Source organism: Mesorhizobium silamurunense (genome assembly GCF_014843905.1).
Lineage (GTDB): Bacteria > Pseudomonadota > Alphaproteobacteria > Rhizobiales > Rhizobiaceae > Mesorhizobium > Mesorhizobium silamurunense.
The window spans coordinates 1-24,542 of the sequence record NZ_LPVS01000058.1 but is presented as its reverse complement, the minus strand read 5'-3'; the positions used below and the strand labels follow the sequence as shown (position 1 = coordinate 24,542).

Genomic DNA, 24,542 nt, shown 5'->3' with positions numbered 1-24,542 from the left:
CTTGTTCTGGAAGCCGACGTCGGCGACTTCGGCCGGCAACGTGAAGACGACATGGACGTAGCCGACCGGCAGCAGGTCGGCTTCCCGCTCGGCGAGCCATGTACGTGCGGCCGCGCCCTGGCACCTGGGACAGTGCCGGTTGCGGCAGCTGTTGCAGGCGATGCGCCACTGGCCGCAGTCCTCGCAGGCCTCGACGTGACCGCCAAGGGCTGCGGTGCGGCAGTTCTCGATCGCTGACATCACCTTGAGATGCTGCTGGCTCAGGTGCCCTGCATGGGTAGCCGGTAGGCGGGCCCAGCAGCACGGAAGATGTCGGCAACCTCCAAGCCCACGCGCACCGGGTCAGCCGGGAGGCGGCTTATCCTCCATCAGCGCCATGCGGAAGCATCACCCCCCGACGCCTGCCTTCGCGCCACCACAGCCGCAGCAGTTCCAAGAGTTGCGGCGAGAGCATGGCGTTGCGATCCTTGCGCCCCTTGCCCTGTTCGACGCGGATCAGCATGCGTGTGGAGTCGATATCATCGACCTTGAGGTGCGCGACCTCCGATACGCGCAGGCCCGCGCCATAGGCGACACCGAGCGCGGCCTTGTACTTGATGCCAGGTGCTGCTTCGAGCAGCCGCGCCGCTTCCTCCACGCTCAGCACGTCCGGCAGCTTGCGTGGATAGCGCATGATCACCAGCACACGTGCCAGATCCCGCCGCTTCAGCGTCACCAGGAACAGGAACCGCAACGCCGAGACCGCGCCGTTGATGGTCGCAGGCCCGACGCCGTTCTCATGCTGATACAATTGGAAGCGGCGGATGTCCTCGGGCGTCGCAGTATCGGGAGAGCGTCGGAGGAAGGCTGCGAAGCGCCGGACGTGACGAACGTAGTCCTGCTGGGTATGGGAGCCCAGGCCCCGCATGAGCATGTCTTGCTGCATGCGCTGGCGAAGCGGCGTGATCGGTGCATCGGTCGACAGGGTGTCCATGGCAAGTTCCTCTCGTTGAAGGAACTCCATGGTCGGATCGCAGCTTCTACCCGCTCAAGACCAATGCCTGTCGCGCCATCTCAGAACGAGGCGCCCCTCCCGCGAAGCGGGTTCGTGCATGAGGCGCTTAGCATCCACGGCTCCACTCGGAAGTGGAGCCGCGTCTGGTTAGACTTCCGTGGCCGGTGCGGCCACTTCCCGCCGTTGACATGGCGCTGCCCGGGAACGGTCGCTGTAACGTCGCAAGAGCTCGCTCCCAAAGGTGCTTCAGCGATTGAGCAAAATGTAGATAGATATATATATCTGTTTCGTTGCCGAGGCTTCTATGAGCGAGCAAAATCGCCATTCCTGGCGGGAGCGCATGACGATCCTCGGCGATGTCGAGGCGGCATCCTTCCTTCCGTGGATCGAGCGTCATGCCGCCAAGCTCGGGCTCGCGCAGGCGATATGCGTTGCCGGTCCCGACCGCATCGAACTCGACATTGCCGGTCCGGCCGAGCTCATCGACATGATGGAGATGGGTTGCTCTCTTGGACCAATCGATGTCTGGGTCGAGGCCATCCGGCGGGCACCGATAGAGGGCGAATCGGGCTAGTTTCCGGCCTGCGGCCTCCCCCTGCGAAAGGTGCCATGCACCTTTTTTGGGCATTATTGCCAGTGAGGAAATGTTGTGCAAACGTAACCGGGTCTATTAGCATATCCTTGACCGCGAAGCCGCGCTCGGAAACATGCTGGTGTCGTTTGAAAGTTGATGTATGCCGCCCTATCCGACCGGCTCTTGGATGCCTGTTGCCCTCTCCGCGGACTTGCCGGCGGGAACCGTGATGCCAGCGCAATCCCCAGCCGGGCCGATTGCGCTTTGGCGAAGCCGCTCCGGCCGTGCGGCGGCCTTTGCCGACAGATGCCCTCATCGCGGCATGCGCCTCTCCCACGGCTTCGTGCGCGGTGAGACCCTGTCCTGCATCTATCACGGCTGGAGCTATGCCCAGGCGGGAAACTGCCTGCGCATTCCGGCCCATCCGGCACTGATGCCGCCGGACACGATTCGTGTCGTGACACAGCCCGTCGAGGATGGCGGCGGCATCATCTGGATTCCGGCTGGCGAACCCGCCGCCGGGCCGCCACGGTTCGACGGCCTTGCTCCCCTGCGCTCCATGATGGTCGAAGCGGGCATCGCCGCGCTGGAGACGGCCGCCGGGACGAAGGCCGCCGAAGGCCTGCTCGACTACACGCATGATGGCCGGACGGTGCGGCTGCTGCTTGCTCTCGAAGGAAAAGCGCAGACGCTGATGCATGTTCTGGTGGACGAGGACAGCAATCCGACCAACCGTATCGCCGCGTCGAGGGCCGCCGAGGCGCTGCGGCGGGCGGCCGAGCATTTAGCGGCCAGCGGGACCGCCCGATGACCCGCAACGCGATGACCGACGAATGGTATCCGGTCGGCCTTGCCAGCCAGCTCGATGCGCATGGACGCAAGACCGCCCTCATGGGCGAGCCGATCGAGGTGAGGCTCGGCGAGGACGGGAACGCCAAGGTCACCGGCGGCAACGGACGTGTTCTGCCGGCCTGTATCCGCTATGGCCATGTCTGGGCGTCGCTCGGTGATCCGCAAAAGCCGCTGTTTGCAATCCCCGAGGCCGATCAGCCCGGCCGCCGGCTCGTCGATGTCGGGGTGGTGCGCGTGCGCTGCTCGCCGCTGCGCGCGGTGGAGAACTTCTTGGACATCGCGCATTTTCCGTTCGTCCATACCGACATATTGGGAGCCGAGCCGCATACGGAGGTGCAGAACTACAAGGTCGAGATCCGCGAGGACGAAGACGAGGTATGGGCAACCCAGGTGCAGTTCTACCAGCCGCAGGCCGCCAAGTCGGCGGAAGGTGGCATCACCACGCAATACATGTATCGTGTACCCACGCCGACCTGCTCGATCCTCTACAAGACCTGCCCGCCACGCCCGGGTGAATGGGACGTCATCACCCTTTTCGTGCAGCCGCTTGCCGAAGACCTGTGCGACGTCTGGCCATGGATGGCGCTGTTCGACGACGAAACGCCGATGACCGACCTGATCCATTTCCAGCAGACGATCTTCGTCCAGGACCGGTCGATCCTTGAAAACCAGATCCCGGGGCTGCTGCCGCTCGATCCCGGCATGGAGATTCCCACGCGGGCCGACCTGACCTCGGTTGCCTACCGGCGCTGGCTGAAACGCCACGGCTACACCTACGGCGCGCAACTGGTGGCGCAATGAAGCTCTACGACTACGTGCTGTCTCCGAGCTGCTACAAAGTGCGCCTGATGGCGGCGCTGACCGGTGTGGCGCTCGACATCCGCCCCGTCGACTTCCATCCCGGCGGTGAGCATCGCGGCCCCGAACTCCTGGCGCTCAACCCGGCGGGCTCGATCCCGATTCTGGAGGATGGCGACCTCGTCCTGACCGAATCCTCGGCCATGCTGGTCTACCTCGCCGCGAAGGCGGCGCCGCAATGGCTGGGCAACGATGCGGCCGGACCGGCGGCGACCGTCCAGCAATGGCTGTCCTTCTCGCATCGGCTGACCGCCAGCCTGGGAGCGGCGCGCCTGCACGAGATGCTGCTGCGTCCGGGCAATATCGATGCGCTTCGCGGGCAGGGCACGGCGGCCCTGCGGGAACTGGAAGCCGGCCTCGTCGAACAGCGCATCCGCGGCCAGCGCTTCCTTGCGTCGGACCGGCCGACGGTCGCCGATATCGCCTGCTTTCCCTATGTCGCGCTGGCGCCGGACGGCGGCGTTTTGCTCGATCCCTATCCCGCGATCCGGCTATGGTCGCGGGCGATCCGCGCCATCGACGGCTTCATCGAGATGCCCGGCATCCACCGACTGCACGAGCTCAAACCCGAGCCCGTCCTTGAAAGCGGCGAGGCCTGACATGACGGGTTATCTGTTGAAGAACTGCGCTGCGGTCATCGTCGACGATGGCGACGGTCCGCGCGTCCGTCGCAATGTCGATGTCTTGACCGACGGCCCGGCGATACGGGCCATCGGCGAAGGCCTCGACAAGGGGGAACTGCCTGTCGGCACCGTCGCGCAGGACGCCGCCAGCTGGTTCGTCTATCCCGGCCTCGTCAACACCCACCACCACTTCTTTCAATGCTTCGTGCGCAACCGCGCCGATCTGGACTGGACGAAGCTGTCGGTCATCGAATGGCTCGACCGCATCTATCCGATTTTCTCGCGGCTGACCGAGGAATGCTTCTACCACGCGTCGGTCACCGCGATGGCCGAGTTGATAAAGCACGGCTGCACCACGGCATTCGACCATCAATACTGCTTTCCGCGGCATGCCGGCAAACGGCTGATCGACCGGCAGTTCGAAGCGGCCGAACTGCTCGGCATGCGCTTCCATGCCGGACGCGGCGGCAACACGCTGCCGAAATCGGAAGGCTCGACCATCCCTGACGCCATGCTGGAAACGACCGACGAATTCATCGCCGACTGCGCCCGGCTGATCGACGCCTACCATGATGCCGGTCGCTTCGGCATGCGCCAGGTCGTCGTCGCGCCCTGCCAGCCGGTCAACTGCTATCGCGACACGTTCGTGGAATCGGTGGCGCTGGCGCGCGACCGCAACGTGCGCATGCACACCCATGTCGGCGAGGGCGAAAGCCCGGTCATGCAGGCCCGTCACGGCCTGCGCACGGTCGACTATTGCGCCGAGATCGGCTTCTGCGGGCCGGATGCCTTCTATGCCCATTGCTGGGAGCTGACCCACGACGAGCTGCGCAAGATGGCGGCGAGCGGCACCGGCGTCTCGCATTGCCCTGAGCCGGTCTATCTCGTCGGCGCCGAGATCACCGACATACCGGCGATGTCGGCCCTCGGGCTCAGTGTCGGACTGGGCTGCGACGGCGCCGCCTCGAACGACAATTCCAACCTGATGCACTGCATCCATTCCGCCTACATGCTGCAATGTCTGGCGGCGTCGACGCGCGACCATCCGGTGCCGCCGCCGGCCGATTTTCTCGGCTATGCGACGACCGGGGGTGCGGCGCTGCTCGGGCGCGGCGACATCGGCAGGCTGGCGCCCGGCATGGCCGCCGACTTCTTCGCCATCGACACCCGGCGCATGGACTATGTCGGCACGCGGCATGATCCGCTGAGCCTGCTGGCCAAGGTGGGCATCGGCGCGCCGACCGACATGACCATGATCAACGGCCGTGTCGTTTGGGCCAAGGGAGAATTCCCGGGGCTCGACGAGGCCAGGATGTTCGCGCAAGCCGAGGCGGCGCTCGCGACCGTGCAATTCTAGCAACCAAAACCAAAAGCAAGGGGAACCGATATGCTGATAAATCTTACCCGCAGAACATTGATGAAGGGCGCCGCCGCTTCCGGCCTCGTTGCCGCGGTGGGCAGCCGCGCGCCTGCCGCCGACGAGCCGCTGGGCATCGCACTGGTGGTCCCGTCGCCGGTCGGCGATGTCGGCTGGGGCCGCGCGCTCGCCGACGGGCTCGAGCCGGTGAAGGCAGCCTATGGCGACAAGGTGAAGGTCACCATCATCGAGAACATACAGGAGGGACCCGACGCCGACCGCATCATGAACAAGGCGGTCGCCGACGGGAACAAGTTCCTCATCGCCGGCTCCTTCGGATACCAGAACGGCGCCCTGCAGATCGCGCGGCGCAATCCCGACGTCACCGTGCTGCATGCTTCCGGTTTCCAGGTGGCGCCGAACTTCTCGCCCTTCGCGGCCCAATATTCGCAGGGCACCTATCTGATGGGCATGGCGGCAGCCGCGCTTTCGAAGACCGGCAAGCTCGGTTCCGTCTCCGCCTTCGCCATCCCCGAGCTGATCACCTCCATCAACGCCTTCACCTTGGGCGCGCAGGCGGTGAAGCCCGATGTCGAGGTTTCGGTCGTATGGGTGAACTCCTGGTTCGACCCGGCCAAGGAGCAGGAAGCCGCCAAGGCGCTGCTGGCGCAGAAATGCGACGTGATCTTCTCTAACGCGCAGGATACGCCGTCCGTCGTCTCGGCCTGCGAGGAGGCCGGCGTTCCCGCCTTCAACCTCAACTCGTCAATGAAGAAATACGCGCCCAAGGCCTATCTCGGCTGCGTGGCGACCGACTGGTCGCCCTTCTTCAAGGCCTCGGTCGACGCCCACCTCGCCGGCACCTTCAAGGGCGCCAACGCTTTCCTGGGTGTCGGCGACAAGGTTGTCGAGGTCGCTGACTGGAACCCGGGCATCCCGGCCGACATGATGGCCAAGATCAAGGATGTTGAAGCCAAGATCGCCGACGGCAGCTTCTCGCCCTTTACCGGTCCGATCGCCAAGGCCGACGGCAGCGAGGGCGTTCCCGCCGGCAAGACGATGACCGAGGCCGAGATCGTCGCCATGGACTGGCACGTCAAGGGTGTCACCACGCCGCTGCCCAAGTAACCATGACCGCCCCGCTTCTGTCGCTGCGCGGCATCTGCAAGAGCTACGGCCAGATCCATGCCAATCGAGACATCGATCTGGACGTGGCTCCGCGCTCGATCCATGCGATCCTCGGAGAGAACGGGGCGGGCAAGTCGACGCTGATGAAGCTGATCTACGGCGTCGAGCAGCCCGACGCTGGATCGGCGACCTGGAAAGGAGAACCCCTGGCCCTCGCGTCCCCGGCGGATGCGAGGCGCAAGGGGATCGGCATGGTCTTCCAGCATTTCTCCTTGTTCGAGACGCTGACGGTCGTCGAGAACATCCGGTTGGTCGTGCCCGGTGCCAAATCGGATATTGCGCAAGGCATCCGCAAGCTCGGCCGCGACTTCGGTCTAGAGGTCGATCCGCTCGCCCATGTGCACGCGCTTTCGGTCGGTGAGCGGCAGCGGGTGGAAATCATCCGCTGCCTGATGACCGAACCGCAACTCCTGATCCTTGACGAGCCGACTTCCGTCCTGCCGCCGCAATCGGTGGACAAGCTGTTCGAGACGTTGCGGCGGCTGCGCGACGGCGGCGTCTCCATCCTGTTCATCTCGCACAAGCTGGAGGAGATCCGCGCGGTCTGCGACCGTGCGACCATCCTGCGCGGCGGGCGCATCACCGGCCACGTGGATCCGCGCGACCACGACGCGCACGACCTCGCCCGCATGATGATCGGCCGCGACATGCCGCAGCCCATGCCGGCGGTTGCCCATTCCGGCGGGGAAAAGCGCCTTGAAATCGTCGGCCTCGACCATCGGCCCGACGATCCCTTCGCCGTGACGCTTTCCGACGTCAGCCTGACGGTCCGGGCAGGCGAGATCCTCGGTATCGCCGGCATATCGGGCAACGGCCAGAGCGAACTCGCGGCGCTGATCTCGGGCGAGACAGTGCTGCCGCGCGAAAAGTCCGAGCGTATCTTCATGATGGGCAAGGACGTCGGCGTGCTCGATGCGGCCGCCCGCCGCCGGCTGGGTTTCGCCTTCGTTCCCGAGGAACGGCTGGGCCGCGGCGCGGTGCCTGAAATGTCGCTCGTCCTCAACAGCCTTCTGACCGCCCATCCCTCCGGCCTTCTGAAACGCGGCCTGGTCGACACGCCCCGGGCGAAAGCTTTCACCGAAGACTGCATCCGGCAGTATGACGTACGCACGCCGGGCTCCGAAACGGAGGTTGGGGTGCTTTCGGGCGGCAATCTGCAAAAGTTCATCGTCGGCCGCGAGATCATGCTGTCGCCGAAATTGCTGTTCGTGGCGCAGCCCACCTGGGGCGTGGACATCGGCGCCGCGGCCGCCATCCGCCGGCGCCTCGTCGCCCTGCGCAACGAAGGCATGGGCATCCTCGTCATCTCGGAGGAACTGGAGGAACTGTTCGAGCTCTGCGATTCCATCCAGGTGATCCATCAGGGTCGGGTGAGCCCGCCGCTGGTGACGCGCGACACCAGACCCGAGGAGATCGGCCGCTATATGATCGGTGCGCATACGACCGCCGAAAAGGTCCCCGCATGAGCGCTCTGTCCCTGCGGTTCCTTCCCGTTCTGGTTCGCCGCGAACATGCCTCGTTTGCAATCAAGATGCTCGCCCCGCCCGTGGCGCTGGGCCTTGCGACACTACTCAATCTCGGGCTCTACCTCCTGATGGGCCGCGATCCGGTGGCCGTTTTCCACGCGATGCTTCTCGAGCCTTTCCTGTCCTGGGCCTCGTTCTCGGAAGTTCTTCTGAAGACGGGGCCGCTTCTGCTGATCGCGCAGGGGCTTGCGATCGGCTTTCGCGCAAAGGTCTTCAACATCGGCGCGGAGGGGCAGTTCATTCTCGGCGCGATCTTCGCATCGGCCATTCCCATCTGGTTCCCGGAGGCAACGGGCCAGTGGATCTGGCCCTCCATGCTCGTCATCGGTGCGGTGGGCGGCGCGCTGTGGGCGTCGCTCACGGCCTTCTGGCGCGTGAAGCTCAACGCGAACGAGATTCTCGTGTCACTGATGCTGGCGCTCGTTGCCGCGCAATTGCTCAACTACCTGCTTCTCGGCCCCTGGAAGGACCCAAACGGCTTCAACTTCCCGCAATCGGTGATGTTCCAGTATGACGCGATGGTACCGATCCTGGTCCCCGGCACCCGCGTCAACGTCTCGCTACTTATCGCCTGCGCGTTCTCCCTCGCGGCCTGGGTCTTCATGCAGAGGAGTTTCGCCGGGTTCAAGCTGCAGGTCGGCGGCCTCGCGCCGCGCGCGGCCGGATACGCCGGCTTCAACGAAGGCCGCGCAATCTGGATTTCCCTCCTCATCGGCGGCTTCGCGGCCGGCCTCGCCGGGGCGGCCGAGGTGGCCGGGCCGCTCGGCCAGTTGCAGCGCTCCATCTCGACCGGCTACGGCTATGCGGCCATCATCGTTGCTTATCTCGGTGGCCTTCACCCGATAGGCATCGTTTTTTCCGCGCTGCTCATGGCGGCCCTCTATATCGGCGGCGACAACGCCATGGTCTCGGCAAATCTGCCGGTCGCCGCGGTCCGGGTCTTCCAGGGCAGCCTGCTGCTCACCTATCTCGTCGCCATCGCCTTCGTCCGCTACCGGCTCGAATGGCGCCATGCCGCCCACGGAAGCGCTCCATGAATGCCCTCGAGTTCATCGTCGCCGGAATGCTGGCGGCGGCCATGCCGTTCCTTTTGGCGGCGCTCGGCGAAATGGTGGCCGAGCGGGCCGGCGTCCTCAATCTCGGCGTGGAAGGACTGATGGCCTTGGGGGCGGTCATCGCCTTCATCATCGTCTATCACGGCGGCGGCCACCTCCTGGGTTTCCTCGCCGCGGGCCTCGCAAGTGCTGCTCTTTCCCTTGTCTTTGCCGTCATCGCGCTGGGGTTCCGCGCGAACCAGGTCGCGGTGGGACTCGCCATAGGCATACTCGGCCAGGGCCTCTCGGCACTGTTCGGCAAGACCTATGAGAGCCTCACGGTCAAAGGCCTTCCGAAGCTTTCATTGCCCTGGCTTTCAGATATCCCGGTCATCGGCGGCCTGTTCGCTCAGGACGTCGTCGTGTGGCTCTCGCTTGCTGCGACCGTCGCCATCTGGGGAATATTCGCCTACACCAAGACCGGCCTTGTCGTTCGCGCCGTCGGCGAGAATCCCAAGGCGGCCCATGCGCTCGGCTATCCGGTGATCGCCGTGCGCTTCGCCGCTGTCGCCTTCGGCGGCGTGTTGGCGGGTTTCGCCGGCGCCTACGCGGCCGTGGTCTACACGCCCCTGTGGGCCGATGGCATGATTGCCGGGCGCGGCTGGATCGCGATCGCGCTCGTCGTCTTCGGCACCTGGCTCACCGGCCGTATCTTCCTCGGCGCCTGTCTCTTCGGCGCCGTCTCCCTGGCAAGCCTGGCGGCCCAGGCGACCGGACTGGACGTCTCTTCGCAACTTCTATCGAGCCTGCCCTATATCGTGACAATCGTCGTGCTGGGCATCATTTCTTCGAACCGGCGTCTGCTTAAGCTCAACGGCGTGGCTTCGCTCGGAGAGCCTTTCGAACAATAGTGTCGCTCGCCGCCCAAGCGCGCAATTAGCCCGACATCTGAGCGCAGGCCGCACCGTCCCTGGGGCATGAAGGGCTGCACGCAATCCTCATGCCTTAAAATGCTGAGCTGATCCCGGGCCAATCCTGCCGGCAATGCCAGCCTGACCGACACCGCCTTCGTCCGACGTCACACCAATTCTTGCTACTTCACGATGGTGGCGGTTGACGATGATGGCAGGCCGGCAGAGGTGCCGGCTTCAAAACGATGATTGCAACGCACCAACGCCGATTGCGGGCAGCGGAACTTCGCCGCGAACCGTGTCGCGAGTCGAGCAACGGTTCGAAGCGGTTGCCCAACGTCAGCGGCAATCCATGTCGGCTTCAGGTAATGAGGATTTCGAGTTCAGCGTCCGACATTAGCGCGAAGCAGCCATCATTAAGTAAGCCAATTGTCGTTGTGGGTCAGAGGCGCCTCGGCGAGTTCCGATCCGAAGCGGTCCCTCGCCCGCCTCTCTATCCTCATTGGATCACCGCCGTCTGACCTAGGCAGCGACGTAGTCCGGCGGAGGTTTTTAACGGTCAATAGATGGGGCGAGGGAACTCAGAGCCATGAGCCTTGGCGCGATCGAACATCGCAGTGGTAGCTGTGTAACAAACTGTGTAACAAACAGCAGAAAAAACTAAATATTTTCAGCGCCATAAGCGTTGAATCGAAAGACGCATGTTCCGCCAACTGCTTCAATTGCTCGGCATACCCGCACTGCAATGCTGCTGGATGAAGTCCGACAGGAAGGTTGAAGCTTGAACGCACCTCCGATGCACAGCGATCGCCTGAGGCACTTTCGAGAATGTCCCCTCAACAACGCGGAAACCTGGATTCTCTTCGCAGAAACGTGACAGGGACTCGGTCAAGCCCGCAGCCGCATCGCACTGGGAGGATATAAGCATGTCCAGGGCGGAGGCGGGATTTTCGGTATGGAGGAGGATTGCATTTCTAACCTGTCGCTCAAGCTGCTTTGTATACGCAGCGGTTTTGGCGGCGGCAATGCGCACCCCTTCGACGTCGACATGCCCCACGCTGCCTAGCGGGCTACTGTCTGACACCAGAAAGCTGGCGGTCACCGTGGTATAGGGGGGCGAGAAGGAGAACCTGTCGGCACGTGACGGATCGGGAGCAATGAATGCAACGTCCCACTCGTTGCCTTCGGCAGCCGCAAGAATGTCAGCGGCCGATCCGTATCGAACCAGCGACAAACAGCAGTCGAGTTCTGCCGCAAGTGCGATCGCGATCTGCGCGCTCGGCCCTGTTAGAACGCCTGTCACTGGATCGAGTTGGACAAGTGCGGCATTCGACATGTTGACCGCCGCTCTGATGACTCCCGTCGGTGCGATTTCAGTGAGGAGTTCATCACGTTCCGGCATCGCGGTACGCTCCTTGCGATGCAAATCGTGCCGCGAGTGCTTCCGATCCCCTCGCCAGAACAGCGACATCGACACCAACGGCAGTAAATAGTGTTCCCAGTGAGATGCACCGTGCCGCGAACTTCTCATCCGGGGTAAGAATGCCCGCAGGCTTGCCCAACGCTTTCAGGCGTTCAATCACGTCGACAATTGCATCGACCACCTCCGGGTGGCTCGGTTGGCCCCTGTGTCCGAAACTCGCTGCAAGGTCTGCCGGTCCTACGAATACGCCATCCACTCCCTCTACCGAGGCAATCGACTCGAGGTTGCCAAGCGCTTCCCGCGTCTCAACTTGCAGCAACAGGCAAATTTCCCGTTCCGCATTTTGCGCATAGTGCGCAACTCGGCCGAAACGAGTGGCGCGCGTCAGGGCAGAAACACCACGAATTCCATCCGGAGGATATCGCACGGCCGCGACTGCGGCTTTCGCCTCTTCCGCGTTCTGAACGTAGGGAATGAGCAGTGTCTGAACGCCAATATCCAGGAAACGTTTGATGAGAACGGGGTCGTTGATGGCCGGGCGGACGACTGGGGAAACGTCGTATGGTGCGACCGCTTGCAATTGTGGCAGGACGGTCAGAACGTCACCCGGAGAATGTTCCGTGTCGAACAGGAGCCAATCGAAACCTGAAGGCGCGACGATTTCCGCGGCGTAGTTTCCCGGCAGGCCACACCACAGGCCGATCTGACTTTGACCAGCAAGGAGCTTCCGCTTGAACCGATTGACGGGATGATCCAACTGGCACCTCACACGAACGACACGCCGATGGAGCCAACAGGGCCATAGTCGGCCTGGATGACATCCCCTTTCGCGATATCGACAGGACGCGTGAAGGAGCCGGCCAGGACTATTTGTCCCTTCTTCAGGCCACCGCCCACAGCATGAAGTTTGTTGATCAGCCACGCGATGCCGGCTGCCGGATGTCCCATGATCGCCGCCGACACGCCCGATTCCTCGATGATGCCGTTCTTGGAAAGAGTCGCTCCGACCCAACGGATATCGATGTCCATCGGGCGAATTATACGGCCGCCAACGACGAGGGCGCCGAAAGCCGCGTTGTCCGCAATGGTATCCGTGATCGCTCGAGGGACTTCGGTCCGGTAGTCGATAATCTCGAGCGCCGGGACAACGAACTCGGTCGCACGCATGACGTCATAGATCCTGGTGCCGGGCCCGACGAGATCCTCACCCATAACAAAGGCCAGCTCGACCTCAAGGCGCGGCTTGATAAACAAGTCAGCCCTGATCTGCGCTCCGTCGTTGTAAAGCGCATCGTCAAGAATGCAGCCGTAGTCCGGCTCCGTCATCTTCGAAGCCATCTGCATTGCGCGTGACGTCAGGCCAATCTTATGCCCGACGATCCGTGCGCCCTTGGCTACCCTCGCCTCCGCCCACAAAGCCTGAATTCGGTAGGCGTCCTCGAGCTCGAGGTTCGGGTAGGTCTCGCTAGGCTGTATGATCGGCTTGCGCTCGATTTCAGCTTTGAGCAGCGCGTCTGCCGCGGCCCGGCGTTCTTCTTCGGTGATCATATCGTTTGCTCTACTGATCGTGATTTATTTGATCGGGGGACGCGGCAAAACGGCTTCGCCGGGCTCCATGGCATAGGTGTAGTCGAGCGAGAACCACGGACCAGGAATATCCGCTTCGGTCGGATGGGGCTCCTCATGACGAATGAAGTCGCCGGTCAGCGCTGCCGTGACACCGAACTGAACATCGGAGTCGATGTTCGGGTCGCTGGGGTCGAAGACCTGGGAAATCAGCGTCTTGTATCCATGCTTGAAGATCAGTGCGTGCAGGTGCGCTGGTCGGTACGGATGGCGTCCCTGAGCTTTGAGCAGGCGTCCGACCACGCCATCGACCGGTATCGGATACCCGACCATCTTGACGGTCCTGAACCAGAACCGACCTTGCTCGTCGGTCGTGAATTTGCCGCGCAAGTTCATCTCGGCCTGGTCCGGGTCCTGGTTTTCATAAAGACCGACGGGAGATGCATGCCAGACATCCACTTCGGCGCCGGCAATTGGCTTACCGTCGCGGTCAACGACCTTGGCATGCACGAATAAGGGAGTGCCCGGCGTCTCGGATCGGATGATCGACGCGCCATTTTCGACTCGCGGAGAGTTGAGGCGCCAGAATGGGCCCAACAGCGACTGGGAGGTCTCAGTCTGTCCTCTGTCGCCATTGTTCAGCAGGCAGACAAGTGAAGACACGCCAAGAGAACCGGCCATCAGCACAAACTCGTTGTGATGATCAGTATGCAGCTGCCCGATCTCGTTCAGCATGGCTGTCGCCTCCCGAAACTCGACCTCAGTCAGTCGAACCTCGCGCACGAAAGCATGAAGATGCGTGACCATCGACACGAGGATTTCTCGCAGGCGGGGGCCTTCAGTGCGATTCATCACGGCGAGGACGGCCGGCGTCAGATCGCTTTCAGTTTTGATCACCATGTGGGGCTACCTCCCGATTTGCCCGACTATCCAAATAATCGATTATCTGTCAAGGCCGCCGCCGTGCATTCTCGCGACACTCGAGATGCCGAAAGGATCAGGATGGAAGCGTCCAGTTGGTTGATTTGATTATATTTTGTTTTCGCACACGAAATTAGCGCTTGGCATTTTCGCAAATTTAAGTGCACCGAAGTTGACAGGAATAATCGTTTATTATACCGATCATCGACGACTAATTTCGGGGAGCCCGCAGAAGCAATGGTACCGCATGATGACGGCGCATCTGCTCCGCCGACAGAAGATGCTCCACCGTCTTCTGGCTTTCTCGATGACGGCAAAAACACGATTGGGAGCCAGCTTGCATCCCGTCTTCGTGAGGCGATCATCTCCGGCGAGCTTCAGGCTGGCAGCAAGATCAATCTCGAAAAGGCGCGCAAGACGTTCAACGTAAGCCTCAGTCCGCTGCGTGAAGGGTTGGCGCGGCTGATATCGGACGGTCTAGTGGAGTTCGAGGACAATCGCGGCTACCGCGTTTCATCAATCTCCTTGGCCAATCTGGAAGAGATAACCATCCTGCGCGAAGAGCTCGAAGTCTTTGCGCTTCGCGAGTCCATGCGGATCGGCGATGTGGAGTGGGAAGGCAACGTTATGAGAGCGCTGCATCGCCTTAACCGCACTGAGCGTGACGCGGCCCGCCCCGAGACACTCGAGCGCTGGGAAGAGCTCCACCGCGAATTCCATCTGACACTTATATCCGGCTGCGGGAAGCCGATCCTGCTCCATTTCTGCAGCCTGCTGCTTAATCTCAACGACCGTTATCGCCGGGTGTTTCTGACCCGCACGTCGGGTGACCGCAACGTCAGCCAGGAGCACAGTGAGATCGCTCAGGGAGCCGTCGCCAGGGATCTGGACTATGCGTGCGATATGTTGCGTCAGCATATTCACCGCACGGGAACCAATCTGCGCAATCACCTTGCGACAAAGGGGACCTTGTGATGACCGTCGCGACGCCAGGGCCGCGCCTTGAACTGGGCGTGGCGCACTTTTCATCGATCGGGCTGCCGCCCAAGGAATTCGCGGTGATAGCTGCTCGGGCGGGTTTTGCGTCGATAGGGCTTCGTCTTCACCCCGCCTTTCCCGGAGCCCCTTTCTACGAGTTGCCGGTGGGCAGCCACAGTGCCCAGGAATTCAAGGCAATTGCCGATGGCGAAGGCATCAAGATATTCGATATCGAGTTCTTCGTGATCGACGAGAGCTTCGTTGCGGCCTCCCATGAGGCGACCGTGGCAGCCGCTGCGAACATAGGGGCGCGCCGGCTGAGTGTTTGCGGCGATGATCGAGACGGCGGCCGTCTTGCCACAAACCTTTCAGAGTTTTGCGCCGTCGCGGCGCGATATGGCATGTCAGTCGACATCGAAAACATGGGCTGGCGGACGGTAAGGACCTTTCGGGACAGCGTAGAGGTCTTGAATGCCTGTGGAGCAGAGAATGCCGGTGCCCTCGTTGACGGGATTCACTTCTTCCGAAACGGAGCCTCGATCGACGAGCTTCGCGCAAATGCAGGGAAGGTAAAACACATCCAGCTTTGCGACGCCCGCGGTCCTGCGCCCAAAACATCGGATGCAATGATCGCCGAGGCGAGAAGCGGTAGGTTCGCTCCAGGAGAAGGCGAACTGCCATTGGAGGACCTCTGTGCGGCAACTGAATACGGCGCTGCTATCTCGGTCGAAGTGCCACTCGTCGGGTCGGTCGACCCGGAGGCACATCTAAAACATCTGCATGCCAGCGCACTGGGAATTTTGAAACCGGATCATTGATCCGGCGCCGACGCGGCCTAGGCCGGTCAGGAGGAGAAAGTCTTAAATGCGGTATACGTTCGATTTCGGTGCGGTCCTCGACCGCGCCCCGGAATTGCTATGGGGTTCGCTTGGAACGGTTGGCCTTGCGTTAGCTGGGATGCTCCTCGCACTCGTCATCGGGCTCCTGGGCGTCGTTGCAAGGAGTTCCAAGAGCGAGATCACGCGGGCTGCCGTGATCGTGTTCGTCGAGGTTGTGCGTAATACGCCATTCCTGGTGCAGATCTTCTTCATATATTTTGCCCTTCCTCTCATGGGCATCCGCCTCAATCCGACCGTCACGGCGATCATTGCCCTCGGCATCAATGGTGGGGCCTACGCAATCGAGATCATCCGAGGCGGGATCGAGAGCGTTTCGCGCGGCCAGATCGAGGCAGGTTTCGCACTTGGTCTTCACAAGGCGGACGTCTTCCGGCTCATCGTGCTCAAGCCGGCGCTGCGGGCGATTTATCCCTCGCTCACAAGCCAGTTCATCATGCTGACACTGACAACGTCTGTCTGCACGTCGATCGCCGCCTACGAGCTGACCTCGGCCGCTCAGCGCATTGAGTCTGACACCTTCCGCAGCTTCGAAGTCTATTTCACGGTGACCGCTATCTACCTGGTCATCTCAAGCCTGATGATGGGCCTCTTTGCGCTCATTTCTCGCCACTACTTCAGCTACCCGACGCGATAGGAAGCAGCCATGGGTCCCATCGGAGAAGATCAATTTTTCTTTTTGATGCAGGGTTTGAAATGGACCGTGCTGCTTGCGATCGTGGGCTTCATCGGTGGGGGGATATTCGGAATCCTGATCGCGCTCCTGCGCACCTCGAAGAACAAGGTCGCCCGGACGATCACCGCAGGATATATCGGCGTCTTCCAGGGCACGCCCCTTCTGATGCAGCTCTTCGTTGTCTATTACGGCGTTGCGCTGTTGGGCATCGACGTTAACGCGTGGATCGCGGTCGCAGTCGCGTTCACGCTCCATGCCAGCGCCTTCCTGGGCGAGATCTGGCGCGGCTCCATCGAGGCTGTGCCGAAGGGCCAGACGGAAGCCGCCAACGCCCTCGGTCTGCACTATGTCTCGCGGATGAAAGACGTCATTCTGCCGCAGGCCCTGAAAATTTCGATGCCGGCCACGATCGGCTTCCTTGTCCAGCTCACCAAGGGCACGTCGCTGGCAGCAATCGTCGGCTTCATTGAACTGACTCGCGCCGGTCAGATCATTTCAAACCAGACCTATCGTCCGCTGCTCGTCTTCGGGATCGTCGGCGCAATCTACTTCATCATTTGCTGGCCGCTCTCCCATGCGGGAAGTCGCCTTGAAAAACGGATGGCGAAAGCTGCCCGCTAACCGCTTCGCTCGAAGCAAAACTCTTAAGGAGGAGAATAAGCATGCATAACAGTCGTGGGATTTTTCTCGGACTTGCACTGGCAACTATTGCCTTCGCAACCGTTGGCACTGCCGCCGCCTCTGCGGCAACTGTAGAGGAAATCAAGGCAAAGGGCACGCTCGTGGTCGGCATCCAGGGCGACAATGCGCCATGGGGGTTCGTCAACACAAGCGGCGTGCAGGACGGCTTCGACGCTGACGTCGCCAACCTTTTTGCCAAGGAATTAGGCGTGAAGGTTCAATTCCAGCCGCTCGCCGTTGCCAACCGAATTCCGGCGCTTACCACCGGCAAAGTCGACATCTTGTTCGCAACGATGGCGATGACGGAAGAACGCGCGAAAGCAATTCAGTACAGCAAGCCTTACGCCGCCAACACGATTTCGCTTTATGCTGCCAAGTCCGACACGGTTACGAAGCCTGAAGACGTTGCCGGATGGGAGATCGGCGTTCCGAAATCCAGTTCGCAGGACAAGGCAGTAACGAACGCCGTCGGATCCACCGCAACGGTTCGCCGCTTTGATGACGACGCCGCAACCATCCAGGCTCTGGTCTCCGGACAGGTAAGGGCGGTTGGCGGCAACCAGTTCTATGGTCAGCGTCTGGATGCGGCGAGTGCCGGCACGTACGAGCGCAAGATTAACTTTTTGACGACCTACAACGGCGTCGGTACCCGTCTCGGCGAGAAGGACTGGAACGAAGCCGTCAACGCCTTCATCGACAAGATCAAGGCCAATGGTGAGCTTGCCGCCATCACTAAGAAGTGGATGGCGATCGATCTGCCGCGGTTCCCGGAATCCATTCCGAACATCCCGTTCACCGTGAAGTAAAGCCCAAATGGAGGGTTCCGTGCTCAATTCCGCAAAAGATCAATCGACGCTGATTTCCCTTGAGGACGTGCAGAAGTGGTACGGCACTTTCCATGCCTTGAAATCCATTAGTTTGTCGGTCCGCAAAGGCGAAAAAATCGTCCTCTGCGGGCCGTCAGGCTCCGGGAAATCAACGTTAATCCGCTGCATCAATGCCCTCGAGACGATCGAGGAAGGCAAGATCGTCGTCGAGGGTCACGTACTGGACGGAAGCACCAAATCCATCGACGCTGTACGTCGCGAAGTGGGAATGGTCTTCCAGAGCTTCAATCTCTTCCCCCACATAACCGTACTTCAGAACTGTACCCTCGCCCCAATGCGTGTTCGAGGCGTAAGCCACGCTGACGCAGAGCGACTGGCTCGAAAATATCTCGAGCGCGTTCGAATCCTTGACCAGGCGGACAAATATCCCGCGCAGCTATCGGGCGGACAACAACAACGCGTCGCCATCGCCCGCGCGCTCTGCATGGAGCCGAAGGTCATGCTCTTCGACGAACCGACCTCTGCCCTCGATCCCGAAATGGTGAAAGAGGTGCTCGACACCATGATCGGGCTCGCCCGTGACGGGATGACGATGATCTGTGTCACGCACGAAATGGGGTTTGCCCGTCAGGTCGCTGACCGCGTCATCTTCATGGACTCCGGAGAGATCGTCGAAGAGGCCGAACCGGAGGTCTTCTTCAAGTCTCCCGAGCACCAGCGCACGAAAACCTTCCTCGGTGAAATCCTGGCCCATCACTGATTTTCGAAAGCGATGCCAATGCACGACAAGAAATTCCTCGTGGGGCTGATCGGTGCCGACATCCAAATGTCAAAGTCCCCGGCCCTCCACGAAATGGAGGGGCGACGCCAGGGCCTCGATTACCGTTACGAGCTTCTCGACTTCGCCGAGCGAGGCCTTCCCGCCTCCGCGCTGCCGGACCTCCTAGACGAGGAAGAGCAGCGCGGTTTTGCCGGCAGCAACATTACACATCCGTGCAAGCAGACAGTGATCGCCCACCTCAATCGCCTTTCCGAGGATGCAAAGATGCTCGGTGCGGTCAACACCGTGGTCTTCCGCAACGGCGAGAGGATCGGCCACAACACGGATTGGTACGGTTTCTACGAGAATTTCCAGCGCGGCCTTCCGGACGTCGCGAAGTCGCATGCCGTCCTGCTTGGCGCCGGCGGCGCCGGTGTCGCCGTGGCGCATGCCGCCATCAAGCTCGGATTTGACAGATTATCGATCTTTGACCAGGAATCAAAACGGGCAGAAACCTTGGCCCAGCAGTTGAACGATCGGTTCTCGTGGGATTGCGCGCGTGCCACGACGGATGTCGGCAGCGCCCTGCGCTCCGCGGACGGCCTTATCCACGCGACGCCGACGGGTATGAAGAGCCATCCTGGTTTGCCGATCGATGCGGAATGGCTTCTGCCACGGCATTGGGTGGCCGACATTGTCTATATGCCACTCGTCACAGAGCTCCTTGCTCTCGCCGAAGGAAAAGGCTGCCGGACCCTTCGGGGCGGCGGCATGACCGTCTACCAGGCAGCAGCGGCTTTCGAATTGTTCACCGGGATAGCACCGGACGCAGAGCGCATGTCCCTTCACTTTACGGACCTATGCCGCCTGTCGGCTTGATGGGGATATCCCAAATGCCGCATATCATCATCGATTATAGCCGGGGCGCAGGCGAGCATGTAGCCATGGACCGACTGACGCTGACCGTGCATCGCTGCGTTCGCGATGGCGGCCTTGTGAAACCTTCTGCCGTGCGCACGCTTGCGCGGGAGGCGACATACTCCTGCGTGGGCGATGAGCATGTCGATCATCATTTCATCCAAATCATCGTGCGGATGGCACCGGGTCGTACTGCAGAAACCAAGCAGAAGCTTCTCACTGCCGTTCTCGAGGCCGCGCGGACGATCGCCGCGCCTGCTCTCGAAGCTGGAAAGCTCGGCTTGCGCGCAGATCTCTACGAGTCGGACCCTGATTTTGCTGTTCAAGCAATCGCGTTCGTCTGACCAGAACAGAGTGCTCAAGAAGGACACTATGCTATGAGCCTGATCTACGTTCTCAATGGACCAAACCTCAATCTGCTTGGCAAACGCCAGCCACATATCTACGGGCATGAAACGCTCGCAGACGTAGAGGCGGACTGCCGCAAGCTGGCAGCCGAACTCGGCCATGAAATCCGCTTTCATCAGAGCAACCGGGAATACGAGATCATCGATTGGATTCATGAGGCGCGCGAGGACGGTGCAGGCATCGTCATCAATCCGGCAGCCTTCACCCATACCTCACTCGCCATCCTCGACGCTCTGAACACATTCGAGGGGCCTGTGATCGAGATTCACATTTCCAATGTGCACAAGCGCGAAAGCTTCCGACACCATTCGTTCGTTTCGCACCGCGCGGACGGTGTGATCTGCGGCCTTGGAACGGAAGGATACCAGCTTGCCATCCGACGCGCGGCGACTATGAGCAAGGCGTCGGGCAAGGGCTGAGGTGATCATGACCCAACGGGTTAAGCTGGCCGTTGTTGGGGCAGGCCTCATCGGTAAGCGCCATATTCAGCACGTCCTGGCCGAGCCCTCGGCGCAACTCAGTGCCGTGGTCGATCCCACGCCGGTTGGCGAGACAATTGCCAAGGAAGCCAGCGTGAAGTGGTTTCCAAGCTTCGCGGACATGATTGCCGCAGACCGACCTGATGGTATCATCGTGGCTACGCCCAACCCGGCTCACGTTCAGAACGGGTTGGAAGCCGTTGAAGCCGGCATTCCTGCACTCATCGAGAAGCCTATCGCCGACGACATTATATCCGGGGCAAAGCTGATCGCAGCGGCTGAGGCAAAAGGTCTTCCTCTTTTGACCGGTCATCACCGCCGACACAATCCGGTGATGCAGAAGGGAAAGGAAATCATCGAAAGCGGAAAGCTCGGCCGCGTTCTTGTTGTCAATGCGATGTTCTGGCTATTCAAACCCGACGACTACTTCGACATCTCGTGGCGTCGTGAGCGCGGTGCGGGGCCGGTTTTCCTCAATCTCATCCACGATGTCGATAATCTGCGCTACCTTTTCGGCGATGTGGCTGCGGTTCAGGCACGCGAGTCCAACGCGGTGCGCGGCAACGCGGTTGAGGAAACGGCTGTGATCCTGATTGAGTTCAAGAATGGAGTGTTAGGAACTGCAACAGTCTCGGACGCGGTGGTCGCACCGTGGAGCTGGGAGATGACAACCGGAGAGAATCCGGCTTACCCGAAAACCGAGCAATCCTGTTACATGATCGGAGGAACGCACGGGTCGCTGGCTGTTCCGTCGCTCGAGGTCTGGCGCAATCCTGGTAAACGGAGTTGGTGGGAACCATTTGACCAAACGCGTATCGAGGTCGACGACGAGGACCCGCTCGTTCTGCAGATCAGGCAATTCTGCAAGGTGATCCGCGGAGACGAACCGCCGCTTGTCAGCGGGCGTGAGGGGCTCAAAACCTTGAGGGTAGTCGATGCGGTAAAACGCTCGGCGGCAACGGGAGAACGTATCGAGTTGAACTGACGCCTGAGTAATGTGACCGCCTGCTCGCCCTTCGCGTCTCCTTGCATCCGATGCGATGAGAACGCCGGCTCAACACCGACGTTAGGCATCGCGCTTCTGGCGGAGGAAATCGTCGCCGCCGCTCTGTCTTCGCCGCCATCGAAACGCGCCTGCTTCGGCAATGACGCAACGCTTCATCGAATTTCTGGGTGACTGCTTGAAGCCGACGTAAGGCAGAAAGGGGCGTGCTGGACAAATCAAAGGAGAATATCAATGAGACCTACAGTTTTAGCCGCCGCTCTAACCGGCGTGCTTTTTGCCGGATCTGCTTTTGCCGCCGATACTTACGATGTTGATCCGACACACGCCTGGGTCTCCTTCAAGACCAATCATGCCGGCTGGTCGAATGTCGATGCAGAAGGTCGGCAACGAAGGCGGCAATCTCGTCATTTTTGGTCACCTTGCGGGCATTGGTCTTCAGCTCAGCCACGACGGCTTCTACGGCCTTGTCGATGCCGCGTTTCAGGTCCATAGGAATCATGCCCGAGGCGACGCGCTTGAAGAGGCCTAAGATGGCTTTCTTGTATTGTGTTGATGTCCGCAAGGGGCCGAGGAAGGAACATCTATTGGCGGATGGCTCAAAGCCTAACAGTCTGGCATCGCGTTGCTCGCCAACAATGACCATCCGATGTCTCTGTCGAGCGCAAAATGCTCGCAACGCTCGCCGTCGGACTCATCGATAAAGCTCTCGATATGTTTGAAGCCGAGCTTCGCCAATATCCGCAGCGACGCGAAATTGCGCGCCGCCGCCTCGGCCGTCACCTGTTTAAGCGCCAGAGTTCCAAAGGCGTAGCGGAGGACTTCGCGCGCCGCCTCGCTGCCCAGTCCGTGCCCCCAATGCGCACGCGCCAGCACAAATCCCAATGCGGCTGCCTTGGCATCGGTTGCGCCGAAGGACAGCGTTATCGTCCCGATCGCGTCCGATACTCCTGCTTGGTCTATGGACCACTGGATCGCCTTACCGTCAGCGAACCGCTGACGCGAACGGGCGAGCCATCGCTCGCCTGCGCTTATGTCGTCGGGAACAGGATCGCCGGCAAGGGAGGCGGATTCGACATCCGTCGCGCGCGCAAACCATGCTGGGATATCCCGTTCGCTCGGCGCCCGAAGCACGAGCCTTGGTGTCGTGAGCTTGGGAAATCGGACTGCTTTCATGTGGCATTTTCGACCTGAAGCGGCGCCAATGCAACGGCGCTGGCAGGCCGAGTCCGCTAACCACCAATGACGGCGCCTCGGTAGTGCCGAGAGGCTACCAAAATCAAATCTCGGTGCCCTCAGCGCGGGTGAGCGCGTCTTCCAGGTCTACCCCAAGATAGCGAACCGTGTTCTCGATCTTTATGTGGCCAGCAGGATGTGCATCGCTCGAAAATTGCCTGTCGCGACGCGATGAGCTGCCAACGGCCGTAGCTGGCTCTATGTTCCCTTCACGATTCTCGGCTTAGTCGGTCGGCGGGATTGAGCCGCGCTCTCGAGGGCCAAGGCCAACCGCTTCTCGTCTTCGATGGCGCGATCGACTGCCTCAATTTCCTCTTGGAGCGCCTTCAGCTGGGCACCGTAGCTGGAGCCATCGCTGTCCCCGATCTGAAAGCCGCTTGCCCGCATTGCGTCGCGAGTATGGTGCACGTTACGGACGCCTTCGCGTCGAGTCGCGACTAGGATTTCCCTGAACTCTCCAAGACGTTCAACGTGATTGCGAGTCATTGCGTTCTCCTATTTCGTCGTCATCGTCGCCGACGGCGGTTCAAAACGGCTAAAACTTACGGCGCAGAAGGTTTAAGAGACTATAGGAGATACTCTCGACAAAGCATGAGTGCGGAAGCTCAAATTTGAACGTCTTGCAATAACGCGCGCGGCAGGCGGAAATTGGCTTAGGATCCGATCTATCGAGTGCTAGTCTTTTCAGCCGAGCGCGTCTGCTGTTCGGCTGGTCCATCCAGCTGCCGATTCTGGATCGTGAGGGTCCGTTTCTGAGCGCACAGCGACGCTGGTCTCAATGTCCGACATCCGGCGCAGAGCGGTCGGCCTCCTAGCCCGTGGCAAGGAGCCCGGTGACGCACCCGAGTTGGCGGATTATATCTGCCGACTGCCGTTCCCACCTCCGATGACGTGGTCGCGAAAGCGGACCGTTCCTTATGGAGCTTCGTAGAGCTCCAGCGGCAATCCATCTGGGTCTCTGAAAAAGGTAAACCGTTGGTCTGTATATGGGTCGATCCGGATTGGCTCAACGGCAACGCCGGCGGCTTCCAGGTGCATAATTACGGGATCAAGATTCACCACCGCAAATGCCAGATGTCTCAGGCCTGTCGCCTCTGGATGGGACGGCCGCATCGCTGGCGCAGGGAAGGAGAACAATTCCAGCTGGACGGACCCGATCCGCAGATCCGCCTTCCATGACTGCCGCTCCTCCCGATAGATCTCCCGGATCAGATCGAGGCCGAGGAGTTCGACGTAGAACCGTCGCGACCGGTCGTAGTCGGTGCAGATGAGCGCGACGTGGTGAATGGCGTTCAGCATGCTGCGAACTCTAGCCAAGCTGGGATTTGAGGCCAAGGTCACCATCGGGTACGCGGCACTTTGTTGATGTCGCCATTCGCGAGGGTCGCCTCGTCCATACGGATCTCATCTGCGCCCAATCGGCGGCATGATGTTGCCGCCAGAGAGCAGCCAAATCCGCATTTCGGCTGGCCTCGCGATGGGCAGCTATCAACGCCGATCTTGCCAAAAGCTGTCGGGCGGAAATGTCCATGTAGCCGCCGGCCGAAGGTGAACGTACGGCAGCTTCCAGGATTGGCGAGGGGATCGGCGGACGGCGACTATTGGGCGCAAAGCTGCCGTTCCGCGACTGACCCCATTGCTTGGCCCTGGCCGCGACGGATCAGCTGAAAATGTCCGTAAGTCGTAGGCTTCTCGCGACGTTGCCAGGTATGGCCGCCGAATCTCAAAGCTACGGGAGTAATTCAAAACCGCCACAAGCTTTCCTAATAAATCAATGATTTCAGATGCTTAGTAAGTTAATAGGTAACCGGGGCAAAACCGGTGGCGGCCGCGGCGTTATGACTCGGGGGTAT

The 24,542-nt window shown here is 61.0% G+C and carries 28 protein-coding genes and 2 pseudogenes; 20 read left to right on the top strand and 10 right to left on the bottom strand.

From position 1 onward, the window contains the following. Together AU465_RS16745 and AU465_RS16740 are read right to left on the bottom strand one after the other, a co-directional pair. Window positions 1–338, bottom strand: a pseudogene (locus tag AU465_RS16745) (IS91 family transposase); the annotation flags it as partial. A 20-nt stretch (window positions 339–358) separates the two neighbouring features. Next, complete coding sequence (locus tag AU465_RS16740) at window positions 359–973, bottom strand: tyrosine-type recombinase/integrase (RefSeq protein ID WP_312891272.1); 615 nt, start codon at window positions 971–973, stop codon at window positions 359–361. A 325-nt stretch (window positions 974–1,298) separates the two neighbouring features. Between AU465_RS16740 and AU465_RS16735 the strand changes: the two genes are divergently transcribed. The 10 genes and pseudogenes from AU465_RS16735 to AU465_RS36595 form a co-directional block, all read left to right on the top strand. After that, on the top strand, window positions 1,299–1,568 hold the full coding sequence (locus AU465_RS16735; RefSeq protein WP_192249794.1) for an acylphosphatase: 270 nt from the start codon (window positions 1,299–1,301) through the stop codon (window positions 1,566–1,568). 160 nt (window positions 1,569–1,728) lie between these two features. Continuing rightward, window positions 1,729–2,379 (top strand): Rieske 2Fe-2S domain-containing protein, encoded by a 651-nt coding sequence (locus tag AU465_RS16730; protein WP_192249791.1) that lies wholly within the window; start codon window positions 1,729–1,731, stop codon window positions 2,377–2,379. Next, window positions 2,376–3,221, top strand: a complete 846-nt coding sequence (locus AU465_RS16725; RefSeq protein ID WP_192249789.1) for an aromatic ring-hydroxylating oxygenase subunit alpha — start codon at window positions 2,376–2,378, stop codon at window positions 3,219–3,221. The genes AU465_RS16730 and AU465_RS16725 overlap by 4 nt, the downstream gene beginning before the upstream one ends. Next, complete coding sequence (locus AU465_RS16720) at window positions 3,218–3,877, top strand: glutathione S-transferase family protein (protein ID WP_192249787.1); 660 nt, start codon at window positions 3,218–3,220, stop codon at window positions 3,875–3,877. The genes AU465_RS16725 and AU465_RS16720 overlap by 4 nt, the downstream gene beginning before the upstream one ends. A 1-nt stretch (window position 3,878) precedes the next feature. Then, on the top strand, window positions 3,879–5,258 hold the full coding sequence (locus AU465_RS16715; protein ID WP_192249785.1) for an amidohydrolase: 1,380 nt from the start codon (window positions 3,879–3,881) through the stop codon (window positions 5,256–5,258). 33 nt (window positions 5,259–5,291) lie between these two features. Continuing rightward, a complete protein-coding gene (locus AU465_RS16710) occupies window positions 5,292–6,386 on the top strand; it encodes a BMP family ABC transporter substrate-binding protein (protein WP_192249796.1) in 1,095 nt (364 codons plus the stop codon). A gap of 2 nt (window positions 6,387–6,388) precedes the next feature. Next, window positions 6,389–7,912 (top strand): ABC transporter ATP-binding protein, encoded by a 1,524-nt coding sequence (locus tag AU465_RS16705; RefSeq protein ID WP_192249783.1) that lies wholly within the window; start codon window positions 6,389–6,391, stop codon window positions 7,910–7,912. Next, window positions 7,909–9,009 carry an ABC transporter permease gene (locus tag AU465_RS16700; protein ID WP_192249780.1) on the top strand — a complete coding sequence of 367 codons (1,101 nt, stop codon included), beginning with the start codon at window positions 7,909–7,911 and terminating at the stop codon, window positions 9,007–9,009. The genes AU465_RS16705 and AU465_RS16700 overlap by 4 nt, the downstream gene beginning before the upstream one ends. Then, window positions 9,006–9,917 carry an ABC transporter permease gene (locus AU465_RS16695; RefSeq protein ID WP_192249777.1) on the top strand — a complete coding sequence of 304 codons (912 nt, stop codon included), beginning with the start codon at window positions 9,006–9,008 and terminating at the stop codon, window positions 9,915–9,917. Before AU465_RS16700 ends, AU465_RS16695 begins: the two co-directional genes overlap by 4 nt. A 153-nt stretch (window positions 9,918–10,070) precedes the next feature. After that, a pseudogene (locus AU465_RS36595) lies at window positions 10,071–10,243 on the top strand (acyl-CoA thioesterase); the annotation flags it as partial. A 392-nt stretch (window positions 10,244–10,635) separates the two neighbouring features. Here the strand turns inward: AU465_RS36595 and AU465_RS16690 are convergent. The 4 genes from AU465_RS16690 to AU465_RS16675 are packed head-to-tail and all read right to left on the bottom strand — an operon-like array spanning window position 10,636 to window position 13,806. Beyond that, window positions 10,636–11,319, bottom strand: coding sequence for a transporter substrate-binding domain-containing protein (locus tag AU465_RS16690; protein WP_192249774.1), 684 nt, complete (start codon window positions 11,317–11,319; stop codon window positions 10,636–10,638). After that, window positions 11,306–12,097 (bottom strand): 4-hydroxy-2-oxoheptanedioate aldolase, encoded by a 792-nt coding sequence (gene hpaI, locus AU465_RS16685; RefSeq protein ID WP_192249771.1) that lies wholly within the window; start codon window positions 12,095–12,097, stop codon window positions 11,306–11,308. The genes AU465_RS16690 and hpaI overlap by 14 nt, the downstream gene beginning before the upstream one ends. An 8-nt stretch (window positions 12,098–12,105) precedes the next feature. Further along, the gene (locus tag AU465_RS16680) at window positions 12,106–12,888 is read right to left on the bottom strand and encodes a fumarylacetoacetate hydrolase family protein (RefSeq protein ID WP_192249768.1); all 783 of its coding nucleotides are present in this window, start codon (window positions 12,886–12,888) and stop codon (window positions 12,106–12,108) included. 24 nt (window positions 12,889–12,912) lie between these two features. After that, a complete protein-coding gene (locus AU465_RS16675) occupies window positions 12,913–13,806 on the bottom strand; it encodes an intradiol ring-cleavage dioxygenase (protein WP_192249765.1) in 894 nt (297 codons plus the stop codon). A gap of 258 nt (window positions 13,807–14,064) precedes the next feature. Here AU465_RS16675 and AU465_RS16670 point away from each other — a divergent pair, with 258 nt between their 5' ends. From AU465_RS16670 to AU465_RS16625, 10 genes are read left to right on the top strand one after another with little or no spacing between them, the layout of a single operon-like run. Beyond that, window positions 14,065–14,802: a GntR family transcriptional regulator gene (locus tag AU465_RS16670; RefSeq protein ID WP_192249761.1), complete on the top strand. Its 738-nt coding sequence runs from the start codon at window positions 14,065–14,067 to the stop codon at window positions 14,800–14,802. Then, entirely contained in the window at window positions 14,802–15,623 is an 822-nt protein-coding gene (locus AU465_RS16665; RefSeq protein WP_192249758.1) for a sugar phosphate isomerase/epimerase family protein, read from the top strand. Before AU465_RS16670 ends, AU465_RS16665 begins: the two co-directional genes overlap by 1 nt. Before the next feature lie 46 nt (window positions 15,624–15,669). After that, entirely contained in the window at window positions 15,670–16,338 is a 669-nt protein-coding gene (locus AU465_RS16660) for an amino acid ABC transporter permease (RefSeq protein WP_192249755.1), read from the top strand. Window positions 16,339–16,347: 9 nt separating this feature from the next. Continuing rightward, window positions 16,348–16,998: an amino acid ABC transporter permease gene (locus AU465_RS16655; protein ID WP_192249753.1), complete on the top strand. Its 651-nt coding sequence runs from the start codon at window positions 16,348–16,350 to the stop codon at window positions 16,996–16,998. A 41-nt stretch (window positions 16,999–17,039) separates the two neighbouring features. Beyond that, window positions 17,040–17,864, top strand: coding sequence for a transporter substrate-binding domain-containing protein (locus AU465_RS16650; protein ID WP_192249750.1), 825 nt, complete (start codon window positions 17,040–17,042; stop codon window positions 17,862–17,864). Between the two features lie 7 nt (window positions 17,865–17,871). After that, a complete protein-coding gene (locus AU465_RS16645) occupies window positions 17,872–18,645 on the top strand; it encodes an amino acid ABC transporter ATP-binding protein (RefSeq protein ID WP_192249747.1) in 774 nt (257 codons plus the stop codon). Window positions 18,646–18,663: 18 nt separating this feature from the next. Further along, window positions 18,664–19,524, top strand: a complete 861-nt coding sequence (locus AU465_RS16640; protein WP_192249744.1) for a shikimate dehydrogenase — start codon at window positions 18,664–18,666, stop codon at window positions 19,522–19,524. A gap of 14 nt (window positions 19,525–19,538) precedes the next feature. Further along, window positions 19,539–19,907, top strand: a complete 369-nt coding sequence (locus AU465_RS16635; RefSeq protein WP_126092641.1) for a 5-carboxymethyl-2-hydroxymuconate Delta-isomerase — start codon at window positions 19,539–19,541, stop codon at window positions 19,905–19,907. Window positions 19,908–19,940: 33 nt separating this feature from the next. After that, complete coding sequence (aroQ, locus tag AU465_RS16630) at window positions 19,941–20,390, top strand: type II 3-dehydroquinate dehydratase (protein ID WP_192249741.1); 450 nt, start codon at window positions 19,941–19,943, stop codon at window positions 20,388–20,390. Window positions 20,391–20,397: 7 nt separating this feature from the next. Next, window positions 20,398–21,435, top strand: a complete 1,038-nt coding sequence (locus AU465_RS16625) for a Gfo/Idh/MocA family protein (protein WP_192249737.1) — start codon at window positions 20,398–20,400, stop codon at window positions 21,433–21,435. Between the two features lie 358 nt (window positions 21,436–21,793). Here AU465_RS16625 and AU465_RS16620 read toward each other — a convergent pair whose 3' ends face one another. The 4 genes from AU465_RS16620 to gloA2 all read right to left on the bottom strand — a co-directional run bounded on the left by AU465_RS16620 (window position 21,794) and on the right by gloA2 (window position 23,988). Beyond that, window positions 21,794–22,099 (bottom strand): hypothetical protein, encoded by a 306-nt coding sequence (locus AU465_RS16620; protein ID WP_192249798.1) that lies wholly within the window; start codon window positions 22,097–22,099, stop codon window positions 21,794–21,796. Continuing rightward, window positions 22,060–22,629: a GNAT family N-acetyltransferase gene (locus AU465_RS16615; protein ID WP_192249735.1), complete on the bottom strand. Its 570-nt coding sequence runs from the start codon at window positions 22,627–22,629 to the stop codon at window positions 22,060–22,062. Before AU465_RS16615 ends, AU465_RS16620 begins: the two co-directional genes overlap by 40 nt. Window positions 22,630–22,887: 258 nt before the next feature. Continuing rightward, entirely contained in the window at window positions 22,888–23,175 is a 288-nt protein-coding gene (locus AU465_RS16610) for a hypothetical protein (protein WP_192249733.1), read from the bottom strand. Between the two features lie 429 nt (window positions 23,176–23,604). After that, a complete protein-coding gene (gene gloA2 / locus AU465_RS16605; protein WP_192249731.1) occupies window positions 23,605–23,988 on the bottom strand; it encodes an SMU1112c/YaeR family gloxylase I-like metalloprotein in 384 nt (127 codons plus the stop codon). Between the last annotated feature and the right edge of the window lie 554 nt (window positions 23,989–24,542).